General features: G+C 36.4%; 21 protein-coding genes and 1 pseudogene. 13 read left to right on the forward strand and 9 right to left on the reverse strand.

The genetic code is table 11. The features are described 5' to 3' along the window. Positions 1-4: 4 nt before the first annotated feature. The 4 genes from BG05_RS04875 to BG05_RS04890 are packed head-to-tail and all read left to right on the forward strand — an operon-like array spanning position 5 to position 3,482. Positions 5-886, forward strand: a complete 882-nt coding sequence (locus BG05_RS04875) for an SGNH/GDSL hydrolase family protein (RefSeq protein ID WP_002034946.1) — start codon at positions 5-7, stop codon at positions 884-886. After that, complete coding sequence (locus tag BG05_RS04880) at positions 883-1,800, forward strand: ABC transporter ATP-binding protein (RefSeq protein WP_002089840.1); 918 nt, start codon at positions 883-885, stop codon at positions 1,798-1,800. The genes BG05_RS04875 and BG05_RS04880 overlap by 4 nt, the downstream gene beginning before the upstream one ends. Beyond that, positions 1,793-2,785: an ABC transporter permease gene (locus BG05_RS04885; protein ID WP_002089839.1), complete on the forward strand. Its 993-nt coding sequence runs from the start codon at positions 1,793-1,795 to the stop codon at positions 2,783-2,785. The genes BG05_RS04880 and BG05_RS04885 overlap by 8 nt, the downstream gene beginning before the upstream one ends. A 19-nt stretch (positions 2,786-2,804) precedes the next feature. Beyond that, a complete protein-coding gene (locus tag BG05_RS04890; protein WP_003192622.1) occupies positions 2,805-3,482 on the forward strand; it encodes a uracil-DNA glycosylase in 678 nt (225 codons plus the stop codon). A gap of 38 nt (positions 3,483-3,520) precedes the next feature. Here BG05_RS04890 and BG05_RS04895 read toward each other — a convergent pair whose 3' ends face one another. From BG05_RS04895 to BG05_RS04905, 3 genes are all read right to left on the reverse strand, one after another. Then, positions 3,521-3,814, reverse strand: coding sequence for a DUF3817 domain-containing protein (locus BG05_RS04895; RefSeq protein WP_000953390.1), 294 nt, complete (start codon positions 3,812-3,814; stop codon positions 3,521-3,523). A 209-nt stretch (positions 3,815-4,023) separates the two neighbouring features. Then, positions 4,024-4,845, reverse strand: coding sequence for a Cof-type HAD-IIB family hydrolase (locus BG05_RS04900; protein WP_033734352.1), 822 nt, complete (start codon positions 4,843-4,845; stop codon positions 4,024-4,026). A gap of 205 nt (positions 4,846-5,050) precedes the next feature. Continuing rightward, complete coding sequence (locus BG05_RS04905) at positions 5,051-6,334, reverse strand: purine/pyrimidine permease (protein WP_033734350.1); 1,284 nt, start codon at positions 6,332-6,334, stop codon at positions 5,051-5,053. A 171-nt stretch (positions 6,335-6,505) separates the two neighbouring features. On the opposite strand from BG05_RS04905, the gene BG05_RS32135 reads away from it, so the two are divergent. The 4 genes and pseudogenes from BG05_RS32135 (at position 6,506) to BG05_RS04920 (ending at position 7,595) form a co-directional block, all read left to right on the forward strand. Next, positions 6,506-6,607, forward strand: coding sequence for an ion channel (locus BG05_RS32135; protein ID WP_002130114.1), 102 nt, complete (start codon positions 6,506-6,508; stop codon positions 6,605-6,607). Then, positions 6,576-6,869: pseudogene (locus BG05_RS04910) on the forward strand (cation:proton antiporter regulatory subunit); the annotation flags it as partial. The gene BG05_RS32135 and the pseudogene BG05_RS04910, both read left to right, overlap by 32 nt. Positions 6,870-6,875: 6 nt before the next feature. Next, on the forward strand, positions 6,876-7,163 hold the full coding sequence (locus BG05_RS04915; RefSeq protein WP_001198367.1) for a YwdI family protein: 288 nt from the start codon (positions 6,876-6,878) through the stop codon (positions 7,161-7,163). Positions 7,164-7,226: 63 nt separating this feature from the next. After that, positions 7,227-7,595: a DUF423 domain-containing protein gene (locus BG05_RS04920; protein WP_033734347.1), complete on the forward strand. Its 369-nt coding sequence runs from the start codon at positions 7,227-7,229 to the stop codon at positions 7,593-7,595. Positions 7,596-7,626: 31 nt separating this feature from the next. On the opposite strand, the gene gerQ is transcribed toward BG05_RS04920, so the two are convergent. The 4 genes from gerQ to hemQ all read right to left on the reverse strand — a co-directional run bounded on the left by gerQ (position 7,627) and on the right by hemQ (position 10,897). Then, positions 7,627-8,055 carry a spore coat protein GerQ gene (gene gerQ / locus BG05_RS04925; protein ID WP_002184497.1) on the reverse strand — a complete coding sequence of 143 codons (429 nt, stop codon included), beginning with the start codon at positions 8,053-8,055 and terminating at the stop codon, positions 7,627-7,629. A gap of 27 nt (positions 8,056-8,082) precedes the next feature. Beyond that, positions 8,083-8,505 carry a cell wall hydrolase CwlJ gene (gene cwlJ, locus BG05_RS04930; protein ID WP_002089824.1) on the reverse strand — a complete coding sequence of 141 codons (423 nt, stop codon included), beginning with the start codon at positions 8,503-8,505 and terminating at the stop codon, positions 8,083-8,085. A 174-nt stretch (positions 8,506-8,679) separates the two neighbouring features. Further along, positions 8,680-9,957, reverse strand: coding sequence for a serine hydrolase (locus BG05_RS04935; protein ID WP_003192612.1), 1,278 nt, complete (start codon positions 9,955-9,957; stop codon positions 8,680-8,682). Positions 9,958-10,153: 196 nt separating this feature from the next. Further along, positions 10,154-10,897 carry a hydrogen peroxide-dependent heme synthase gene (gene hemQ / locus BG05_RS04940; protein ID WP_002089820.1) on the reverse strand — a complete coding sequence of 248 codons (744 nt, stop codon included), beginning with the start codon at positions 10,895-10,897 and terminating at the stop codon, positions 10,154-10,156. 277 nt (positions 10,898-11,174) lie between these two features. On the opposite strand from hemQ, the gene pta reads away from it, so the two are divergent. Beyond that, positions 11,175-12,146 (forward strand): phosphate acetyltransferase, encoded by a 972-nt coding sequence (gene pta, locus BG05_RS04945; RefSeq protein ID WP_002016367.1) that lies wholly within the window; start codon positions 11,175-11,177, stop codon positions 12,144-12,146. Positions 12,147-12,214: 68 nt separating this feature from the next. Here pta and lipL read toward each other — a convergent pair whose 3' ends face one another. Together lipL and BG05_RS04955 are read right to left on the reverse strand one after the other, a co-directional pair. After that, on the reverse strand, positions 12,215-13,060 hold the full coding sequence (lipL, locus tag BG05_RS04950; protein ID WP_002034931.1) for an octanoyl-[GcvH]:protein N-octanoyltransferase: 846 nt from the start codon (positions 13,058-13,060) through the stop codon (positions 12,215-12,217). Between the two features lie 127 nt (positions 13,061-13,187). Further along, positions 13,188-13,883 (reverse strand): RsfA family transcriptional regulator, encoded by a 696-nt coding sequence (locus tag BG05_RS04955; RefSeq protein WP_002016365.1) that lies wholly within the window; start codon positions 13,881-13,883, stop codon positions 13,188-13,190. Between the two features lie 289 nt (positions 13,884-14,172). Between BG05_RS04955 and BG05_RS04960 the strand changes: the two genes are divergently transcribed. The 4 genes from BG05_RS04960 (at position 14,173) to BG05_RS04975 (ending at position 17,531) form a co-directional block, all read left to right on the forward strand. Beyond that, complete coding sequence (locus BG05_RS04960; protein WP_000526075.1) at positions 14,173-14,397, forward strand: YuzB family protein; 225 nt, start codon at positions 14,173-14,175, stop codon at positions 14,395-14,397. Positions 14,398-14,634: 237 nt separating this feature from the next. Further along, complete coding sequence (locus tag BG05_RS04965; RefSeq protein WP_000388282.1) at positions 14,635-15,690, forward strand: FecCD family ABC transporter permease; 1,056 nt, start codon at positions 14,635-14,637, stop codon at positions 15,688-15,690. Beyond that, positions 15,687-16,703: a FecCD family ABC transporter permease gene (locus tag BG05_RS04970; protein WP_002130107.1), complete on the forward strand. Its 1,017-nt coding sequence runs from the start codon at positions 15,687-15,689 to the stop codon at positions 16,701-16,703. The genes BG05_RS04965 and BG05_RS04970 overlap by 4 nt, the downstream gene beginning before the upstream one ends. 15 nt (positions 16,704-16,718) lie before the next feature. Then, positions 16,719-17,531: an ABC transporter ATP-binding protein gene (locus BG05_RS04975; protein WP_000212073.1), complete on the forward strand. Its 813-nt coding sequence runs from the start codon at positions 16,719-16,721 to the stop codon at positions 17,529-17,531. The last annotated feature ends 142 nt before the right edge of the window (positions 17,532-17,673 follow it).

The following is a 17,673-nucleotide window of genomic DNA, read 5'->3' on the forward strand; positions in this document are numbered from 1 at the left end:
AGGTGTGAAAATCGCTTTTCGAAAATTCGTTTGGTATAATTATGGACAATCTATAGGGGCTAAAAGGGGTTTTGATATGAGATCAAAATTAGTAAAAGTAATTCTACTCATTACAATTGCGTCTTTCTGTTTATTTGCATACGGTTTTGTTTCGGGTGTAAATGATGTATTAAATCCGAAAGCTTCAAAATTAATTACGAAGACTGACGTAGTGGCAAAAGAGAAAAAGAAAACGGGAACGTTACAAGTAGTTAGTTTAGGTGATTCGTTAACGCGCGGCGTTGGTGATAAAGAAGGAATTGGCTATATTGGACGAATGAAAGAGAATTTACAAAAAGATTATAAACAAAAAGTTGCACTAAGCAATTTGGCAGTTAGTGGTGCGAAAATGCCTGATTTATTAAAACAAATCGAAAGCAGCGGAGCTCAATATTCAATTAAGCAAGCAGATGTAATTGTTTTAACAATTGGAGGAAATGATTTATTCCCAGGATGGGAATCGCTCGGAAAGATAGATTTAGAGACGTATCGTCCTGATACGGAAACGTTTCAAAATGAAGCGAAGAAAATTATAGAAGAAATTCGTAAATTAAACACAGATAGTCCTATTTTTTGGCTAGGTTTATACAATCCTTTTGAGGATGTAGAAGATTTAAGAGGTTCATCAAATATTGTTGTTGATTGGAATGCTTCTTTAGAGAAGTTAGCATTAAATGATAAAAATGTATATATTACACCGACATTTGATTTATTCCAAAATCGTGGAAAAGATTTATTATACTCCGATCATTTTCATCCGAATGAAGTAGGCTACACATATATGGCAGAGCGATTAGTCCAAAACGTCGTAAGTAAATTAAAACTAGAGCAAGGAGGGATAAAATGACGACGATACTTTCTGTACGAGACTTGAAGAAGGTAATTGGAAAGAAGACGCTTGTAGAGGACATTTCATTTGATGTAAAACAAGGAGAAGTGTTTGGCTTTTTAGGACCGAACGGAGCCGGGAAAACGACAACAATTCGAATGTTAGTTGGACTGATTAAAGCGACAGAAGGTACTATTTCTATCGGTGGTTATTCTATTAAGGAAAATTTCAGAGAAGCGATGCGTCAAATTGGAAGTATAGTTGAAAACCCAGAGCTTTATACATATTTAACGGGATGGGAAAACTTAAAGCAATTTGCGCGCATGCTTGGTGATATATCAGATGAACGTATTATTGAAATTGCAAAAATGGTTCATTTAGATGAGCGTATTCACGATAAGGTAAAAACATATTCCCTTGGTATGAAGCAGCGCCTTGGAATTGCACAGGCGCTACTTGGAAACCCGAAATTGCTCATATTAGATGAACCGACGAATGGTTTAGATCCAGCTGGGATTAGAGAACTTAGGGAATTTATACATAAGCTTGTAAAAGAAGAAAATATGAGTGTATTTATTTCGAGTCACTTGCTAAGTGAAGTGCAACTGATATGCGACCGTGTTGCTATTATTCATAAAGGAAAAATGATAACAGTTGCACCTATTGAAGAGTTGATCAAAACAGCGAGTGATCGTGTGGAATGGGTCGTTACACCGATTTCCAAAGCGAAAGACATGTTAGACGCTGCTGAAGAGATAGAGGAAGTTAGTGTAGAAGATGAGCGTTTATTATGTCGTATGGATGTTGCGTCTATTAATGTTTGGAATAAGCATTTTGTAGAAAACGGGATAGATGTACATAGCGTCAAAGAGCTTGTATTTACGCTAGAAGATTTATTTATTGAACTCACAAGGGGTGAGCAACATGCGTGAATTTGCGAATCTAGTTTTAAATGAATCAGAAAAGATTTATCGTAAGAAACGAATTGTTGTTGTCATGCTTATTTTAGCAATCTTGATTCCACTTTTTGTGTATGCTCAGTATCGTGAAATAGAAACGACGCAAAAAAGGCTTGGTACGACCGATTGGAAAGTATCATTACAGCAACAAATTGTTGATTCACAAAACCGCTTGAACAATTCTAGATTGCCAGAAGAATGGCGGGATTGGTTAAAAGTAAGAGTGGAACAACAACAATATTATTTAGATCACAATATTAATCCGACTGCGCCAGGAGCACCGACATTTGTGAGGGCGTTTATTGAACAAGGAATAACGTTATTTATTCCATTGCTCGTTATGATTGTCGCCATTGATATTGTTTCAGGAGAACGAAGCGATGGTACGATGAAAATGCTTCTGACGAGGCCAATTCGGCGCTGGAAAATACTCCTTAGTAAATATGTGACGATGTTATTTTTCATTTCGCTCATATTGCTTCTTGTCGGTTTGTTTGCTTACGCATTATCAGGGCTTGTATTTGGATACTCTGGATGGAATTTACCTGTGTTAACAGGATTCGTCATTGATAAGGAAACGTTAAATACAAACTTTGTACACCTTATTCCGCAGTGGCAATACATTTTAATGGCGTACGGACTAGCTTGGTTTGTTGCTATCGTTGTTGGAACTATATCATTTATGGTCTCTGTTTTAATTCGTAATACACCAGCTGGTATGGGCGTTATGTTAGCTGCGTTAATTGCAGGCGGCATTTTAAGTTCATTCGCAACGTCTTGGGAAGGTGCGAAATACATTTTTAGTGTCAACTTATCGCTAACGGATTATTTATCAGGAAAACTTCCTGCATTACAAGGGTTATCAATGGGATTTTCTTTAATAAATTTAACGGTTTGGGCAGTAGTATCTCTTATCATTTCGTTTGTAGTATTTACAAGGCAGGATATGGTGAATTAATTGGATAGGAAGTGAAGGCATGGAAAACATTTTGCAGAATGATTGGGGACCATTACTGGGGCCAGAATTTGAGAAAGAATACTATCAAAATTTAGCTAACTTTTTAAAAGAAGAGTATGAGGAGCATGTGATTTATCCAAAGGTAGAAGATATTTTTAACGCTCTTCAGTATACAAGTTATGAAAATACAAAGGTCGTTATTTTAGGACAAGACCCATATCATGGACCGAATCAAGCGCATGGTTTAAGCTTTTCGGTACAACCTGGTATTAAAACGCCGCCATCATTGCTAAATATGTACAAAGAACTTCGAGATGAATACGGTTATGAAATTCCGAATAATGGTTATTTAGTAAAATGGGCGGAGCAAGGGGTTTTACTATTAAATACTGTGTTAACGGTTCGTCAAGGTGAGGCGAATTCTCATAAAGGAAAAGGATGGGAGCATTTCACAGATCGCGTAATTGAGCTATTAAATGAACGTGAAAAGCCAGTTATTTTCATATTATGGGGACGCCATGCTCAGGCGAAGAAAAAGTTAATTACGAATACGAATCATCGTATTATCGAGTCCGTACATCCAAGTCCATTATCAGCAAGACGAGGTTTCTTTGGAAGTAAGCCGTACTCTAAAGTAAATACGATTTTAGCTAATATGGGCGAAAGAGAAATTGATTGGGAAATTCCAAATTTATAAATAGAAAAGGTAGTTAACAGTTGTTAACTACCTTTTTATTATTGTTGTTCGTTCTTTAGTTTTGCATCTAGTACAAAAGTACCGAATGGGATAACTGATGAAACGAATGCCCCAAGTGCCCATAAAATTGATTTACGGTGTACGATTGTTACTTGAATTACCGCAAAGATGAATAGAATAAATAAAACGCCATGAGCCATACCTGTAATTTTAACAGCTGTTGCAAACCCTGCAAAATATTTTAATGGCATTGCTACAAATAATAGTAATAGGAAAGAAATCCCCTCAATTAAGCCGATTGCTCTTAATCTTCCGATTGGTGTAGATAACATGAAGTAGCCTCCTTTAATGTATGCTTGTATATAGTAAATTTGTATTCTTTTTCAAAATGAAATAGTCTATTTTGTTTAATTATATACAAAAAGAAAGTTTACACTACGAGAATAGTGCAAAGTTCAAAATATAGTCACAAAAGCATTGCAATTTAAATAAAAACCTATTTGAAGTATTTGACTTCAAATAGGTTTTATGAATGAAAATATTAAACAAGCGCTTCGCTTTTTAGTACAAATTTCTCTACAACTTTAGCAACACCATCGTTCATATTTGTATCTGTCACATAGTTTGCGATTTCTTTAATATCATCGGGTGCATTGCCCATCGCAACGCCAAGACCAGCAAATTCAATCATCGCTTGATCGTTATAGCTATCGCCCATTGCGATAACTTCTTCGCGTTTAATACCAAGTTTTTGGATTAATTGGTTTAAGCTCGTTCCTTTCGTAACACCATGTTCAGTAAATTCTAAGAAGAATGGTTTAGAGCGCATAACGCTTAATTGACCTTCTAGTTGTTTTTGTAGTTTCTTTTCTACTTCAACAAGGCGTTCAGCTTCTTTATTCATTAATACTTTTACTACAGGCTCTTTAACAGCAGTTTTAAAATCATCTACTTCAATAATCGGCATACCAGTAATTTCGCCCTCAATTTTAGTATAAGGATTATTTTCTTCTGTTACGATATCATCGCCAATATAAGTATGAATCCATACATCTTCAGTTTTACTAATTTCAAATAGGTTGTGAACGATTTCAGGAGATAGCGTGCTACTGAAGATTTCTTCATTTGTTTTACAGTTAATAATTTTTGCGCCGTTAAAAGATAGAATGAAGCTACCGTATTCCTCTAAACGAAGTTCTTTTGCAACATTGCGCATACCAAACGTTGGGCGCCCAGAAGCAAGTACAACTTTAACTCCTTGCTCTTGTGCTGTCATTAAAGCCTCTTTCGTACGAGGTGAAATTGTATGGTCGTCGCGTAATAAAGTATCATCTAAATCTAAAACAATCATTTTATAAGTCATATAGAAAATTCCTTTCTTTGTTGAAATAGAAATAAATTTTTATGAAGATAGTGGGGAATATATAGTAAGACATCGAACTTCTTTGCATGAAACTAGGAGAAGTTCTGCATTGTTAGTATAAATTATCATGAGCGTGTTGCCCATGATAATTTATCATTATCGTAACAACTCTAAAGATAGAGTGCAATAATGGAAGTTTTCCAATTTACGATGGTTGTTTTTCGTGCGAACGAGAAAATAATATTTCCAGCAAGATAGCCATTACAGATCCAAGAACAAGACCGTTACTTAAAAATGATGCTAAAAATGGTGGTAGCGTAGAAAACGCTCCTGCTGGAACGAACATAACGCCGACTCCTGTAAAGATTGAAAGACCTGCTACTTTAAATAATTGTTCTTTATTTTGTACAGTGTCATATTCGCGGAAAGCGAGACCAATCATGCTTGCAAATACAGGATAAATCGCAGCATACCCAACTGCAACGGGGATGGCTGCAAAGAATGAAGTAATCTTTGGGAATATACTAACAAGAATGATAAAGCTTGACCCTAACATAAATGGAAGGCGCTTATAAATATTTGTCGTTGCAATAAATCCTGCGGATCCAGAAATGGCAACAGGGCCAATGGCTGAAAATAGACCGCCTAGCAATTGATTTATTCCTGTTATAATGCCAGCTTGTTTGAAGCGATCTGGAGCAGCATTTTCTTCATACTTAGAAACAACCTTTTGTACAACGCGAATACTTGCTAACATATTTGTTAGAAGTAGTAGTGTGACGAAAACTACCGTAATTGCCATGTTCCATTCAATGCGAGGCATTCCGAAAACAAACAGAGATGGAAGACGAATTATATCTGTCACAGGTGTTACTGGATTAGATAATCCGAAGCACGCAAATAATATCCAGCCGCAGACGATACTGAAAAGAACGGAATATTGTCCAATAATAGGTAGCTTCATAATGAAAAAAGATAGTAAAATAACAATGAGTGAAAGAATAAATACCTTTGGCTGTACTTCTGTATGTTGTCCATCAAGGCCAAACATGCCTTTTAAGAAGGAGCCACTAAGTTGTGCGACCAAAAGGAATAAATACGTTCCAATTACTGTCGGTGTAAAGTAACGAACTAGTTTATCAATAAGTCCAAAAACACTAAGAATAATACAAATGATGCCACTTAATAGGAAAGCGTACTGAAGGACCTTAAGTGTTTCATTGCTTGATCCAAATAATACGACGCCTAAACTTGCATACAAGGAGAAAATTCCCCACCAAAGGCCGGCAGGGCCTTCTTGGATAGGAAGTTTATGACCAAATATAGCTTGCAAGAGACCGGCAAAACCGAGAACAAATAATGTTCTTTGTACAAACGCGATAGCTTCAGCGCCATCAAGGCCGTAACTAGTTGCGACACTAATTGGTACAATAAGACTTCCAGCTAAAATAAATAGTGCCCATTGTAAGGCAGAAAGAAATAGCTTCATTATATCAACCTCTTTCATAGATTCCGTTTTCTAGTATATACGTATTTCATTTCCTCTGGCAAAGATTGTAGATAGAGAAAAGAGTTGAAACATAATATGAATGCACGGAAGCAATTATGGATAGCGGTTATATGTATGACTTTTGTTGTAATTCTAGGAATGCTATGATTTATGACAATTGAAGAGATTAGCTTGTTTCAAGCATTTTGGATGACGATGATTACTGTATTAACGGTTGGATATTGCGAATCCGTTAACAGTGCATTATATTGATACAGTATTGTATGGAATAGAGCAATCATTTGTAATTGAAGAAATTCAAGTTGGTAAAGATTCTAACTTAGCCAGTAAATCTTTATTAGAGAGTAATGTGAGAAATCAATTTGATGTAACAATTTTAGTGATTTTAAGAGATGGGGATATTATCCATAATCCAACGGGGCAGGAAAAACTGCAAGAACATGATATGATAATAGTATTTGGTTCAGTGGAGAAACTGAGGCAATTTGAGAAAGAACTACAAAGTAAGAGGTGACAAGGAATGCAAGTATCTAGCGATAAGGTTTTAAATAAAATGGCGAGTGAAATTGCAAAGGCAAAAAGTAGTGAAGGACAAAAATCAAAAGAGCATTTATTAGTTGTGCGTGCATTATGTGATTTATTATTAGATGAACAAGTTGAGCCTTCTACGTATAGAGAACCACAAGTTCAATCACAAATAATCGGATCTCAGCCTATAACAACAGTTCAACCGGTTATGCCAGTTTCTGGAGAACCTGTGTATATAAAAGAAGAAGGTGCAAATGGTAATTCTTTATTTGATTTTTAGGGATTAAATCGTTTGGATTATATGTGAAAATTGCTTATGATAAAAATAAAAAGGGGAATTAAGATGAAAATTTTCTTTTTACTAGGTTGTATTGCAGCGGGGCTATCTGTTGCATTAGGGGCTTTTGGAGCACATGGTTTAGAAAAAAAAATTTCTGCAAAAATGTTAGAAGTGTGGAAGACGGGCGTTACATATCAAATGTTTCATGCAGGTGGCTTATTCGTAGTTGCTCTATTAATGGACAAAATGCAATCATCACTTTTAAACACTGCAGGTTGGCTTATGGTAGCTGGGATTATTATGTTCTCAGGCAGTCTTTATGCATTAAGTACAACAGGTATTAAATTCTTTGGCCCAATTACACCCCTTGGTGGTGTAGCGTTTATTGTGGCGTGGATTTTAGTCGGAACTGCAGTTGTAAAAGGGTTATAAAAAACAAAAGCTGGCATTCGCCAGCTTTTTTTTATGGTCTTGGAGCATAAGTTGCTTGTTGACCAGGTAAATACGTAATTTCTCCTGGGAATTCTACATAATCTAAATAAATCATTAGTAGTAAAAAGCGTTTTCCAGATTTCGGCTCACTAATTACGATATGATCACGGCCAGCTGCCTCGATGATCCCTGTATAAGATTGTGTTCCAAGCGAACTACCGCGTTCATAAGTCATTACAACTGTAGCTGGCTTACCCTTATTTAAACGAAGGATGTTTTCAATATACGATTGCTCTAGTGGTAACATACCTTGAGAAACTGCAAGTTGAGCCTGAGCAGCTTGTTGTTGCATCGCTTGCTGTTGTTGCTGTTGCTGCGCGGTCATTTGTTGCGGTTGCACATAAGTTCCAGATGGTTGATAAAAACCTGTTCCGTAGTACGGGTTTTGTTGCTGTGTCATTCAAAAATCCCTCCTCATTTTCATTCCTTAATATACGCTTGGACAATCCTCCCCGGATGGTTGGAAGAAGCAGTGCTTTTTAAAACGTCCAGAGTTTTGCTGGTTATACCAAGTTGGTGGGCAAGGACCTTCAGGTCTAAAAAACCATAAAGCGAAATTTGCAGGCCAAAAACGTTGCCCTTGAATTGTTCGACGGGCTAAGGCAATATCTTGTTCTCTTGCTCGTTGATAAAAATACCCTTTTTGAGTAGCTTCAAAACCACCAGGATTTTGATAAACCATCTGACGTAAGTTCCGTACTTTTTTAAAATCTAAACAATTTCCGCGGACACGATTTACACCGACATTTCCAACCATTAGCATGCCTTGTTGTCCTTCTCCTTCAGCTTCAGCACGCATGAGTCTAGCTAATAACTTTACATCTTCTTCTGTATGTGCGATAACACCCATTATGTGTCACCTCTCTTTTTGGAATACCCTTTGGAAAGAGGTTTTTCTTAGATGAAGTGTGGAACAATTACTAGTTCATACGTATGAGAAAAAGGACGCAGATATGACAACCAAACGAAGTTTTACATCTAGAGGGGAAAATAAAAAAAGCTAGCGTGAGCTAGCTTTTCATCATTAAAATACTTTAGACCATAAATTTGAGAAGAAATCGCCAATTGAACGCATTGTTAATACGAACCAATTTGCTTTTTCTACTTCTTCAGTCGTTTTTGCAGTAACTTTTATACTTTTATTTCCGTCTAAGAAACCATATTTATCAGATGGTTCTAAGACGATTGAACCTACCTTTGCATCTTTCTTAATAGGAGCAACTAAATGCCCATCTTCAGTAAGTGATTTATCTGCTTCAGTAGAAATTTTGTAAGGTGATTTGCTACCTTTTGCAGTAACTACTGTCACTTCTTTTTCTGGTGCAACTGTTACGTAGTCTTCTTTTCCTTTTACTACAGAAATTTTGTTATTTTTATCTATTTTTAATTTCTGTTTTTCGAAGTTATTAAATCCATATTCAATTAATGCGCGAGATTCTGTGAAACGTTCGTCCATTGATTTCGTTTTAATAATAACAGATATAAGACGTAAATCACCGCGTTTTGCTGTAATGGTAAAACCATACCCAGCGGTATCAGAGCTTCCTGTTTTTAAACCATCTGCTCCTTCATAAGAGAAAGCAGCACCTGGTAACATCCAGTTCCAATTTTCCATACGAATTGGTTTTGGATGATTATCTGGGAAGTTTCTAAATCTTTGTTTTGTATCCTCTAGCATTTCTGGATACTTTGTAATAATTATTTTTGAAAGAATACCCATATCGCGAGCTGACATGGAGTTTTCTCCATTCGGATCAGTTCCTTCAGGATGTTTTCCTTTTAAATCAGCGTTATTTAACCCAGTAGCGTTTACAAATTTATATTTCTTTAACCCTAGTTTTTTCGCATGTTCATTTGCGAGATTTAAGAAGTTCTTTTCACTTCCTGCAAGTAATTCTGCTAAAGCAATACTAGATCCATTTGCAGAGAAGATAACGATAGAATGGTATAATTCTCTTACAGTATATTGACGTCCTTTTTCGAACGGCACGTTAGAGAATTCATTATTACGTGAAACTTCATAAGCGTAATCAGAAATAGTTACTTTCGTATCCCAAGTGATTTTTCCTTCTTTAATTGCTTCTAATACGGCATAAATAACAATTAATTTTGACATACTAGCGATAGCTAGTAATTCATCTGGATTTTGTTCATGCAGTATTTTTCCTGTATCCGCATCAAATAGAAGTGCAGCAGCTGCCTCTATATGTATTTTTTCTTCCGCATGGGATGTTGTTACTCCTAAGGAATAAAATGACAATAGAGATACTAGTAAAATAGACAAGATTTTCTTCATATACATTATCACCTTCGCATCGTTATTAGCATATAGCTCGTACCATTTTAGCATAAATTTGGATATAGAAAGGTTACAATTTTGTAAGGAAATTGAAAAGAATTTGTCGATTTTTGTTCAAATTTGCAGAGAAAAGAAGTTTTTTGAGGAGAAATATAGAGGGTAATAAAAAAAGGAACGAAATTCGTTCCTTTTTTACGATTTATATGTGTAAAAATTTCTCTACCTTTTCGTCTGGTAAAATGTTTCCGACGAAAAATGTTCCGAATTCACCATAACGAGCACTTACTTCATCGAAGCGCATTTCATATATAAGTTTCTTAAATTGAAGAACATCGTCAGCAAATAATGTTACGCCCCACTCAAAATCGTCAAATCCAACTGATCCTGAAATAACTTGGCGCACTTTACCTGCGTACTGGCGACCGATTTTGCTATGGCTGTACATAAGTTTCTTACGTTCATCCATAGGAAGCATATACCAGTTATCATTACCTTGGCGACGCTTATCCATTGGATAGAAGCAAATGTGATTTGCTTTCGGTAACTCAGGATATAAGCGAGCTAAGATTTGTGGGTTTTGGTATGGGTCTTCATCAGCTGGAAGATAGTTACTTAGTTCAACAACAGATACGTAAGAATATGCAGGAACTAAATATTCAGCTAATGTTGTTTTATTTAATTCTGTTTCGATTTCATTTAACTCTTCCATTGTTGGACGTAAGATCATAAGCATAATATCTGCTTTTTGACCAACAACTGTATACATTGCATGACTGCCTTTTTTTGCAGTAGCTACTTCGTTCCATTTTTCAACGACATTTAAAAATTCAGACACTGCTTGTCCGCGTTCGTCACTAGATAATGTTTTCCATGCTGCCCAATCAATAGAACGTAAATCATGTAAACAATACCAGCCATCTAACGTTGTTGTTGCTTCACTCATTCTATTCACCTCAGTTAATGATATTTTACACGTTAACTATAGCATATATAGGATTAAAAACATCTAAATAAAGTTTCGGCGCATAAAACTGTCACATTTATATTTACTGGAAAACGGGAGAAAATAAGGCTTAAGTAGGCTTATTTTTCCGGCTGAATTTTATGAAAATATAATCATTTTCATTTTATCTATTTTTTGGGAGCTATAAGTTTAAAATATAGCTGAAAAGAAGTATTCTTAAAGGTAGAGTTTTTAACATTTGTAGGAGGGTTTATTCGTGAGCAATTTATTTACAGCAGTAAAAGAAAAAGTTCAAGGAAAAGGCATTTCTATCGTACTTCCTGAAGGAACTGATGAAAGAATTTTAGGCGCTGCAGAGCGTTTAGCAAAAGAAGAGTTAGTAAAACCAATTTTAGTTGGTAATAAAGAAGAAATTAGCGCAAAAGCTGCTAGCATGAACTTAACATTAGCAGGTGTTGATATTTACGATCCAGCTACATACGAAGAGATGGATGCAATGGTAGCATCTTTCGTTGAACGCCGTAAAGGTAAAGCAACAGAAGAAGATGCTCGTAAAATTCTTAAAGACGAAAACTACTTCGGTACAATGCTTGTATACATGGGCAAAGCACAAGGTTTAGTAAGTGGTGCAGCTCACTCTACAGCTGATACAGTTCGTCCAGCACTTCAAATTATTAAAACAAAACCAGGCGTTACAAAAACTTCAGGCGTATTCATCATGGTACGTGAAGAAGAGAAGTATGTATTCGCTGATTGCGCAATTAACATTGCACCAAACAGCCAAGATTTAGCTGAAATTGGTATCGAAAGTGCGAAAACTGCTGAACTATTCGGTATTGACCCACGCGTTGCTATGTTAAGCTTCTCTACAAAAGGTTCTGCGAAATCTCCAGAAACAGAAAAAGTTGTAGAAGCAACTCGCATTGCAAAAGAAATGGCTCCTGAATTAACTTTAGATGGAGAATTCCAATTCGATGCTGCATTCGTACCATCTGTAGCTGAGAAGAAAGCTCCAGGTTCTACAATTAAAGGTGATGCTAACGTATTCGTATTCCCAAGCTTAGAAGCTGGTAATATCGGCTACAAAATCGCTCAACGCTTAGGTAACTTCGAAGCAGTAGGACCAATCTTACAAGGTTTAAATATGCCTGTAAATGATCTATCTCGTGGATGTAACGAAGAAGAAGTGTACAAGTTAGCTTTAATTACAGCAGCTCAAGCACTTTAATTCTATAACGAATTAATATGAAAAAAGACCATCCTATTTCTTTTGAAATAGGGTGGTCTTTTTGGTTTCTATTTTTCTAAACCAAGTGCCTTATTATTACGGTCAATAATACGTTGTAAATTCGTCTCATATAAAGGAACTTCATCTACTGTTAGCTGAGATGATGTTAACTTTGGAGTGAATTGTTGCAACGTTTTTAAAAGGCGCATCATTAAATCTTGCACTGTAATTGTTTCGCCAAGTAATTCAGATAGTGAAGCCATCGTACTCGGTACAATTTCAGGATACGTAAATCTTGTTTCTTCGCCTTGAATTGCTACGTTGTAAAAATCACGAACGAGTGCGGCACGCTCAGATCCGCTTCCTGTCGCACATAAGTAAATTTGTACAGCAACGCCTCCGCGAATACGGCGCTGAGAAATACCAGCAAATTTTTGATTGCGAATGCTCAAATCGTAGCTACCAGGACAATAAGAACCAACAATTTCTTTTGCTTCGATAGTCACATCGTAATCTTTTAACATTTCCTTAATTAAATGCCACATCGTATCGTATCCAAGATCGATATCGATACCCTTTTCTGTTTCTTGGAATAAAAGTGATACGTTTAAAACACCTTCATCAAGTACGACAGCAAGTCCACCAGAATTACGAACGATAACATTGAAGTCGTTTTCTTTTAAAAAGGAAATACCTTCTTCTAAATGTGGTAGGCGTGAATCTTGAATGCCAAGAACAATTGTATTGTGATGAACCCAAGAGCGCATTGTTGCAGCGGATAGACCATTTCCAATACTTGTGCATAACGTGTCATCCATTGCGAATGACTGAAGTGCATGGAAAGTTGGTCCTAAACTAGACTGATCTACAATACGCCACTCTGGCTGAGATAAAATCGAACGGGAATTGCTCATATAACTAACCCCTTATTTTTAAAATGACAATCTCTATTATAGCAAAAAATGTAGAAAGGGGTTTTTTCATATATAAAGGGAAGTTTAGAGGTGAAAGAATAAAAAGGATGCATTGCATGCATCCTTTTTATTCTGCAATTTTTTCTAAGTTACCGTTTCGATCCATGCGGAAAGATGTTTGTGAGCGTTCCTCATCATCCATTACTGCTAATTTACGAGCACGGTTCATAATATTCATAAGTGTTTCGTAATCCTCTTGTACAGTATGAGATTGTTGTTCTAATTTTTCTAGTTTCTTTTCTAGTTCTTCATTTCGCAGGATTTGCGTTTTAATTTCTTGTTTCAATCTCGTATTCTCGTTTTCAAGAGCTGTTACTTTTATATTTGAAGATCCAACTGTTTGTAAAAAGTAAATAACATCTTGCATTGTTATTGAGCTTTTTGGAGCAGGGACAGTCGGCTTTTGATATGGAGTAGCTTCTGTATATTGAACAGCTGTTTCATACGGTACGTGTTCTTCATAATCAGTTATCGCCGCCGCTGAAGCTGGTGGTGTGTAAAGCAAACGTTTTTTTGTCTGTTCACCGCCCGCAGCACGCATTTTATCTTTACGATGTTTTTTTGCTAGTTGAAGAGCTTGTTCATAGCTATAGCGAACAACAGCATTCCAGCGGAAACCACAAGCAGCAGATGTGCGATTTAACTGATCTCCTACTTCTTCAAAAGCATTTAATTGAGTACTTCCTTCTCGAACATGGCGAAGCACCGTTTCAGCAAGTAATAAATCGTCCTCGTCTGTCCAAGCATCTTGTCTTACTTTCATAGATTCAACTCCCTTTCTTTTTATGAACTTCCTATTTTTATAATGGGCAAAAAAATGAGCTTTTATACAAAGCTTTTAAAAATATGGTAGATTTCAATGAAGAGAAGAAATGTGGCTATGAATGATGAAAGCTTTTGAAGGAGAAAATATAAAAAATAGGTAGCTTTATATAGGAATAGGGCTACGCCCGGAGACTTGCAACAAGCTTCAAAGAGCGGTAAAATACCATTTAGTGTTTATTTTTAAATGTACTTGTGAAAAGTTTAAAATAGAGGAAGTGTTATATATAATGGGAAACGAATTTCGTGTGTGTGATGATTGTCAGGCAACGAACGTTAAAACGTTGATTCCGAAGTTAAAAAAAGTAGATTCATGTGCAACGATTGAGGTTGCATGTCAGTCTTACTGTGGCCCTGGTCGTAAAAAATCATTCGCGTTTGTAAATAATCGTCCAGTTGCGGCTCCAACAGAAGACGAATTAATTGTAAAAATTGAAGCAAAATTAAATAAGTAAGAAAAAGAAGAGTGAACAGATTACTCTTCTTTTTTTATGTCCATAAGATAGCGTTTTGTATGAATTCGTATTTCAAAATAATGGTTGACAGTCTTTTGACGTGGTAGGTAGAATAGAAAGTGTCTGATTCTGATAATCATTATCATGAAAAAGGTCAATTCACCTAATTTTTTTATTATTATTTGAGAATAAATTTCATTTTATTAAATATATGTTGTTGGTTAGGATGGTTGAGGGATGGAAGCGAGCGCAAGGAGTATAGAACAGCAAGATGTGAATGTTAAAGAGATTAAGAGCAGACCGCTCGTTGCTTCTATTATTTTAATAGCAGGCACAATTTTGTTAGCTTTAAGTATGGCAGTTTCTATTTCGTTTGGTGCAGCAGATATTAGTTTAAAGACCGTTTGGCAAGCTGTATTTCAGTTTGATGGTTCCATAACGCACCATAACGTAATTCAGGAACTTCGCATGCCTAGAGCAATAGGGGGCGTAGTTGCAGGTGCTTTTTTAGCGGTATCAGGTGCAATTATGCAAGGTATGACACGAAATCCACTTGCATCTCCATCGTTAATGGGGATTACAGATGGTGCTGTATTCGGAATTGCAATTATGTATGCATTCTTCCCTAATTCACCTTATTTAATGTTTGTTATCGCATCTTTTATTGGAGCTGCGTTTGGAGCGAGCATTGTATATGGTATTGGGTCTTCTTCACCAGGTGGATTAACGCCTGTAAAATTAGCTTTAGCAGGTGCAGCAATTAGTGCTTTATTAGGGGCAATTTCATCTGGAATTGCATTGTATTTCAACCTTGCCCAAGAGGTAAGTATGTGGAATGCAGGCGGTGTTGCCGGAGTGAAATGGCAAAGTATTAATATGTTAGTACCGATTGGTCTTGTTTGTCTCATTATAGCAATTATGATGTCGAGATATATCACAATTTTAAGCTTTGGTGAAGAAATTGCGATTGGACTTGGTCAAAATACGACATTAATTAAATTTATCGGAACAGTACTTGTTCTTGTATTAACAGGTTCTGCGGTTTCTATGGCAGGATCAGTTGGATTTGTTGGACTTGTAATTCCGCATATGACTCGTTTCCTTGTAGGCTCAGATTATAGATGGGTTATTCCATGTTCTGCGGTCTTAGGTGGATTGCTAATTGAATGTGCAGATATGTTATCTCGCGTTATTAATCCACCATTTGAAACGCCAATTGGAGCAATTACAGCGCTAATTGGGGTGCCATTCTTCCTCTACTTAGCACGTAATGAAGGGAGAGGAAAGATGTGAGGACGAGCGTCTTAACAAAAAAGAACGTTTCTATTTTAACGATTTTAGTAGGATTAATTGTTGCTGTATTTTTAATAAGTTTAAATACAGGAACATTTAAAATTCCTCCAATAGATGTGTTAAAGTCATTGGTTGGATTAGGTGCAGAAGATCAATCTGTTATTTTATTTGAATTTCGTATGCCGCGTATGGTTATTGCTATATTAGTTGGTTCTGCATTAGCTATGTCAGGTGCAATTTTGCAAGGGCTATCACGAAACCCACTTGCTGATCCAGGTATTATAGGTATTAACGCCGGAGCGGGATTAACAGTTGTTGTATTCGTCTACTTTTTCTTTGGAAAAGTTGGAACTGGTACATTTTTATCTGTATTTATCCTTCCATTCTTCGCGCTAGTTGGTGCGATATTAGCAGCGGTTATTATTTATTTACTAGCATGGAAAGACGGTGTTTCATCAACTCGATTAATTCTTGTTGGTATCGCTGTTGCAGCCGGATTTGGTGCGGTTAGTTTAATTTTCTCTATGAAGATGACATCTAACGACTTCCGTTTTGCAACGATTTGGTTGGCAGGAAGTTTATGGGGAACAGATTGGAAGTTCGTACTAAGTGTACTCCCATGGATGATTATTTTCTTACCACTTGCCATTAGTAAAGCGCACATATTAAATGTAATGAATTTAGGCGACTCTACAGCAGTTGGCCTTGGTGTAAACGTAGAAAAGGAAAGACGTAAATTATTATTTATTGCAGTTTGTTTAGCTGGTGCATCTGTTGCGGTGGCGGGAGGCATTGGTTTTATCGGTTTAATGGCTCCGCATTTAGCGAGACGCCTCGTTGGTGGTAAACATCAAATTATGTTACCAACGGCTGCATTAATAGGAACGTTCTTGCTTTTATTTGCAGATGTAATTTCAAGAAGTGTGTTACCAACTTCAGAAATACCGGTCGGTCTTGTTATTTCTGTAATTGGTGCACCATATTTCATATATTTACTTATGAGAACAAAATAAAGGGAGGCTTTTTGTATGGCAACTTTAGCAGTTGATGCGGTATCTGTTGGGTATAATGAAGGGTTAATTATAGATGGATTAACAGTTGAAATTCCGGAAGGACAAATTACAACGATTATTGGACCAAATGGTTGTGGGAAATCCACATTATTAAAAACGGCTTCTCGTATTTTGAAAGCAAAACGAGGTACTGTTTATCTTGATGGAAAAGCAATTGAGAAACAGCCAACGAAAGAAATCGCAAAGAAAATGGCGATTTTACCACAAACTGCAGAAGTGCCAACAGGCCTTACTGTGTTTGAACTTGTTTCATATGGACGTTTTCCTCATCAAAAAGGATTTGGAACATTGAAAGAAGAGGATTATCGCTACATTCATTGGGCACTTGAAGTGACGGGGATGACAGAATTCGCAAATCGTCCAGCAGAAGCTTTATCAGGTGGTCAACGTCAACGTGTATGGATTGCGATGGCTCTTGCACAAGGAACAGATTTACTTGTGTTAGATGAACCAACAACATACTTAGATATGGCTCATCAACTTGAGGTATTAAACTTACTGAAGAAGTTAAACAAAGAAGAAGGCAGAACGATTGTTATGGTTATTCACGATTTAAATCATGCTTCTCGTTTCTCTGATCATATGATTGCATTAAAAGCAGGTAAGTTAATGAAACAAGGAACGCCAGATGAAGTTATGACGAGTGAAACACTTCGTAACGTATTTGAGATTGAAGCGCAAATCGTTCCATGTCCAGTAAATTGTAAACCAATTTGTTTAACATACGATTTAGCGATGATTAATAATCAATTGCGTAAAAAAGCATAATTAATAGAATTTCCCCCTCTTAAAGAGGTGAGAGGGGGAGTTCTAATGGACGTTGAGCTCTTACCCACGGATGGGAAGTTGAACGCCCGTTAGAACGGGTTATAAACAACAACTAATAAAAATATATTAATTAAATGTTGTT

The sequence above is a fragment of the Bacillus mycoides genome (genome assembly GCF_000832605.1).
In the GTDB taxonomy this organism is placed as follows: Bacteria; Bacillota; Bacilli; order Bacillales; family Bacillaceae_G; genus Bacillus_A; species Bacillus_A mycoides.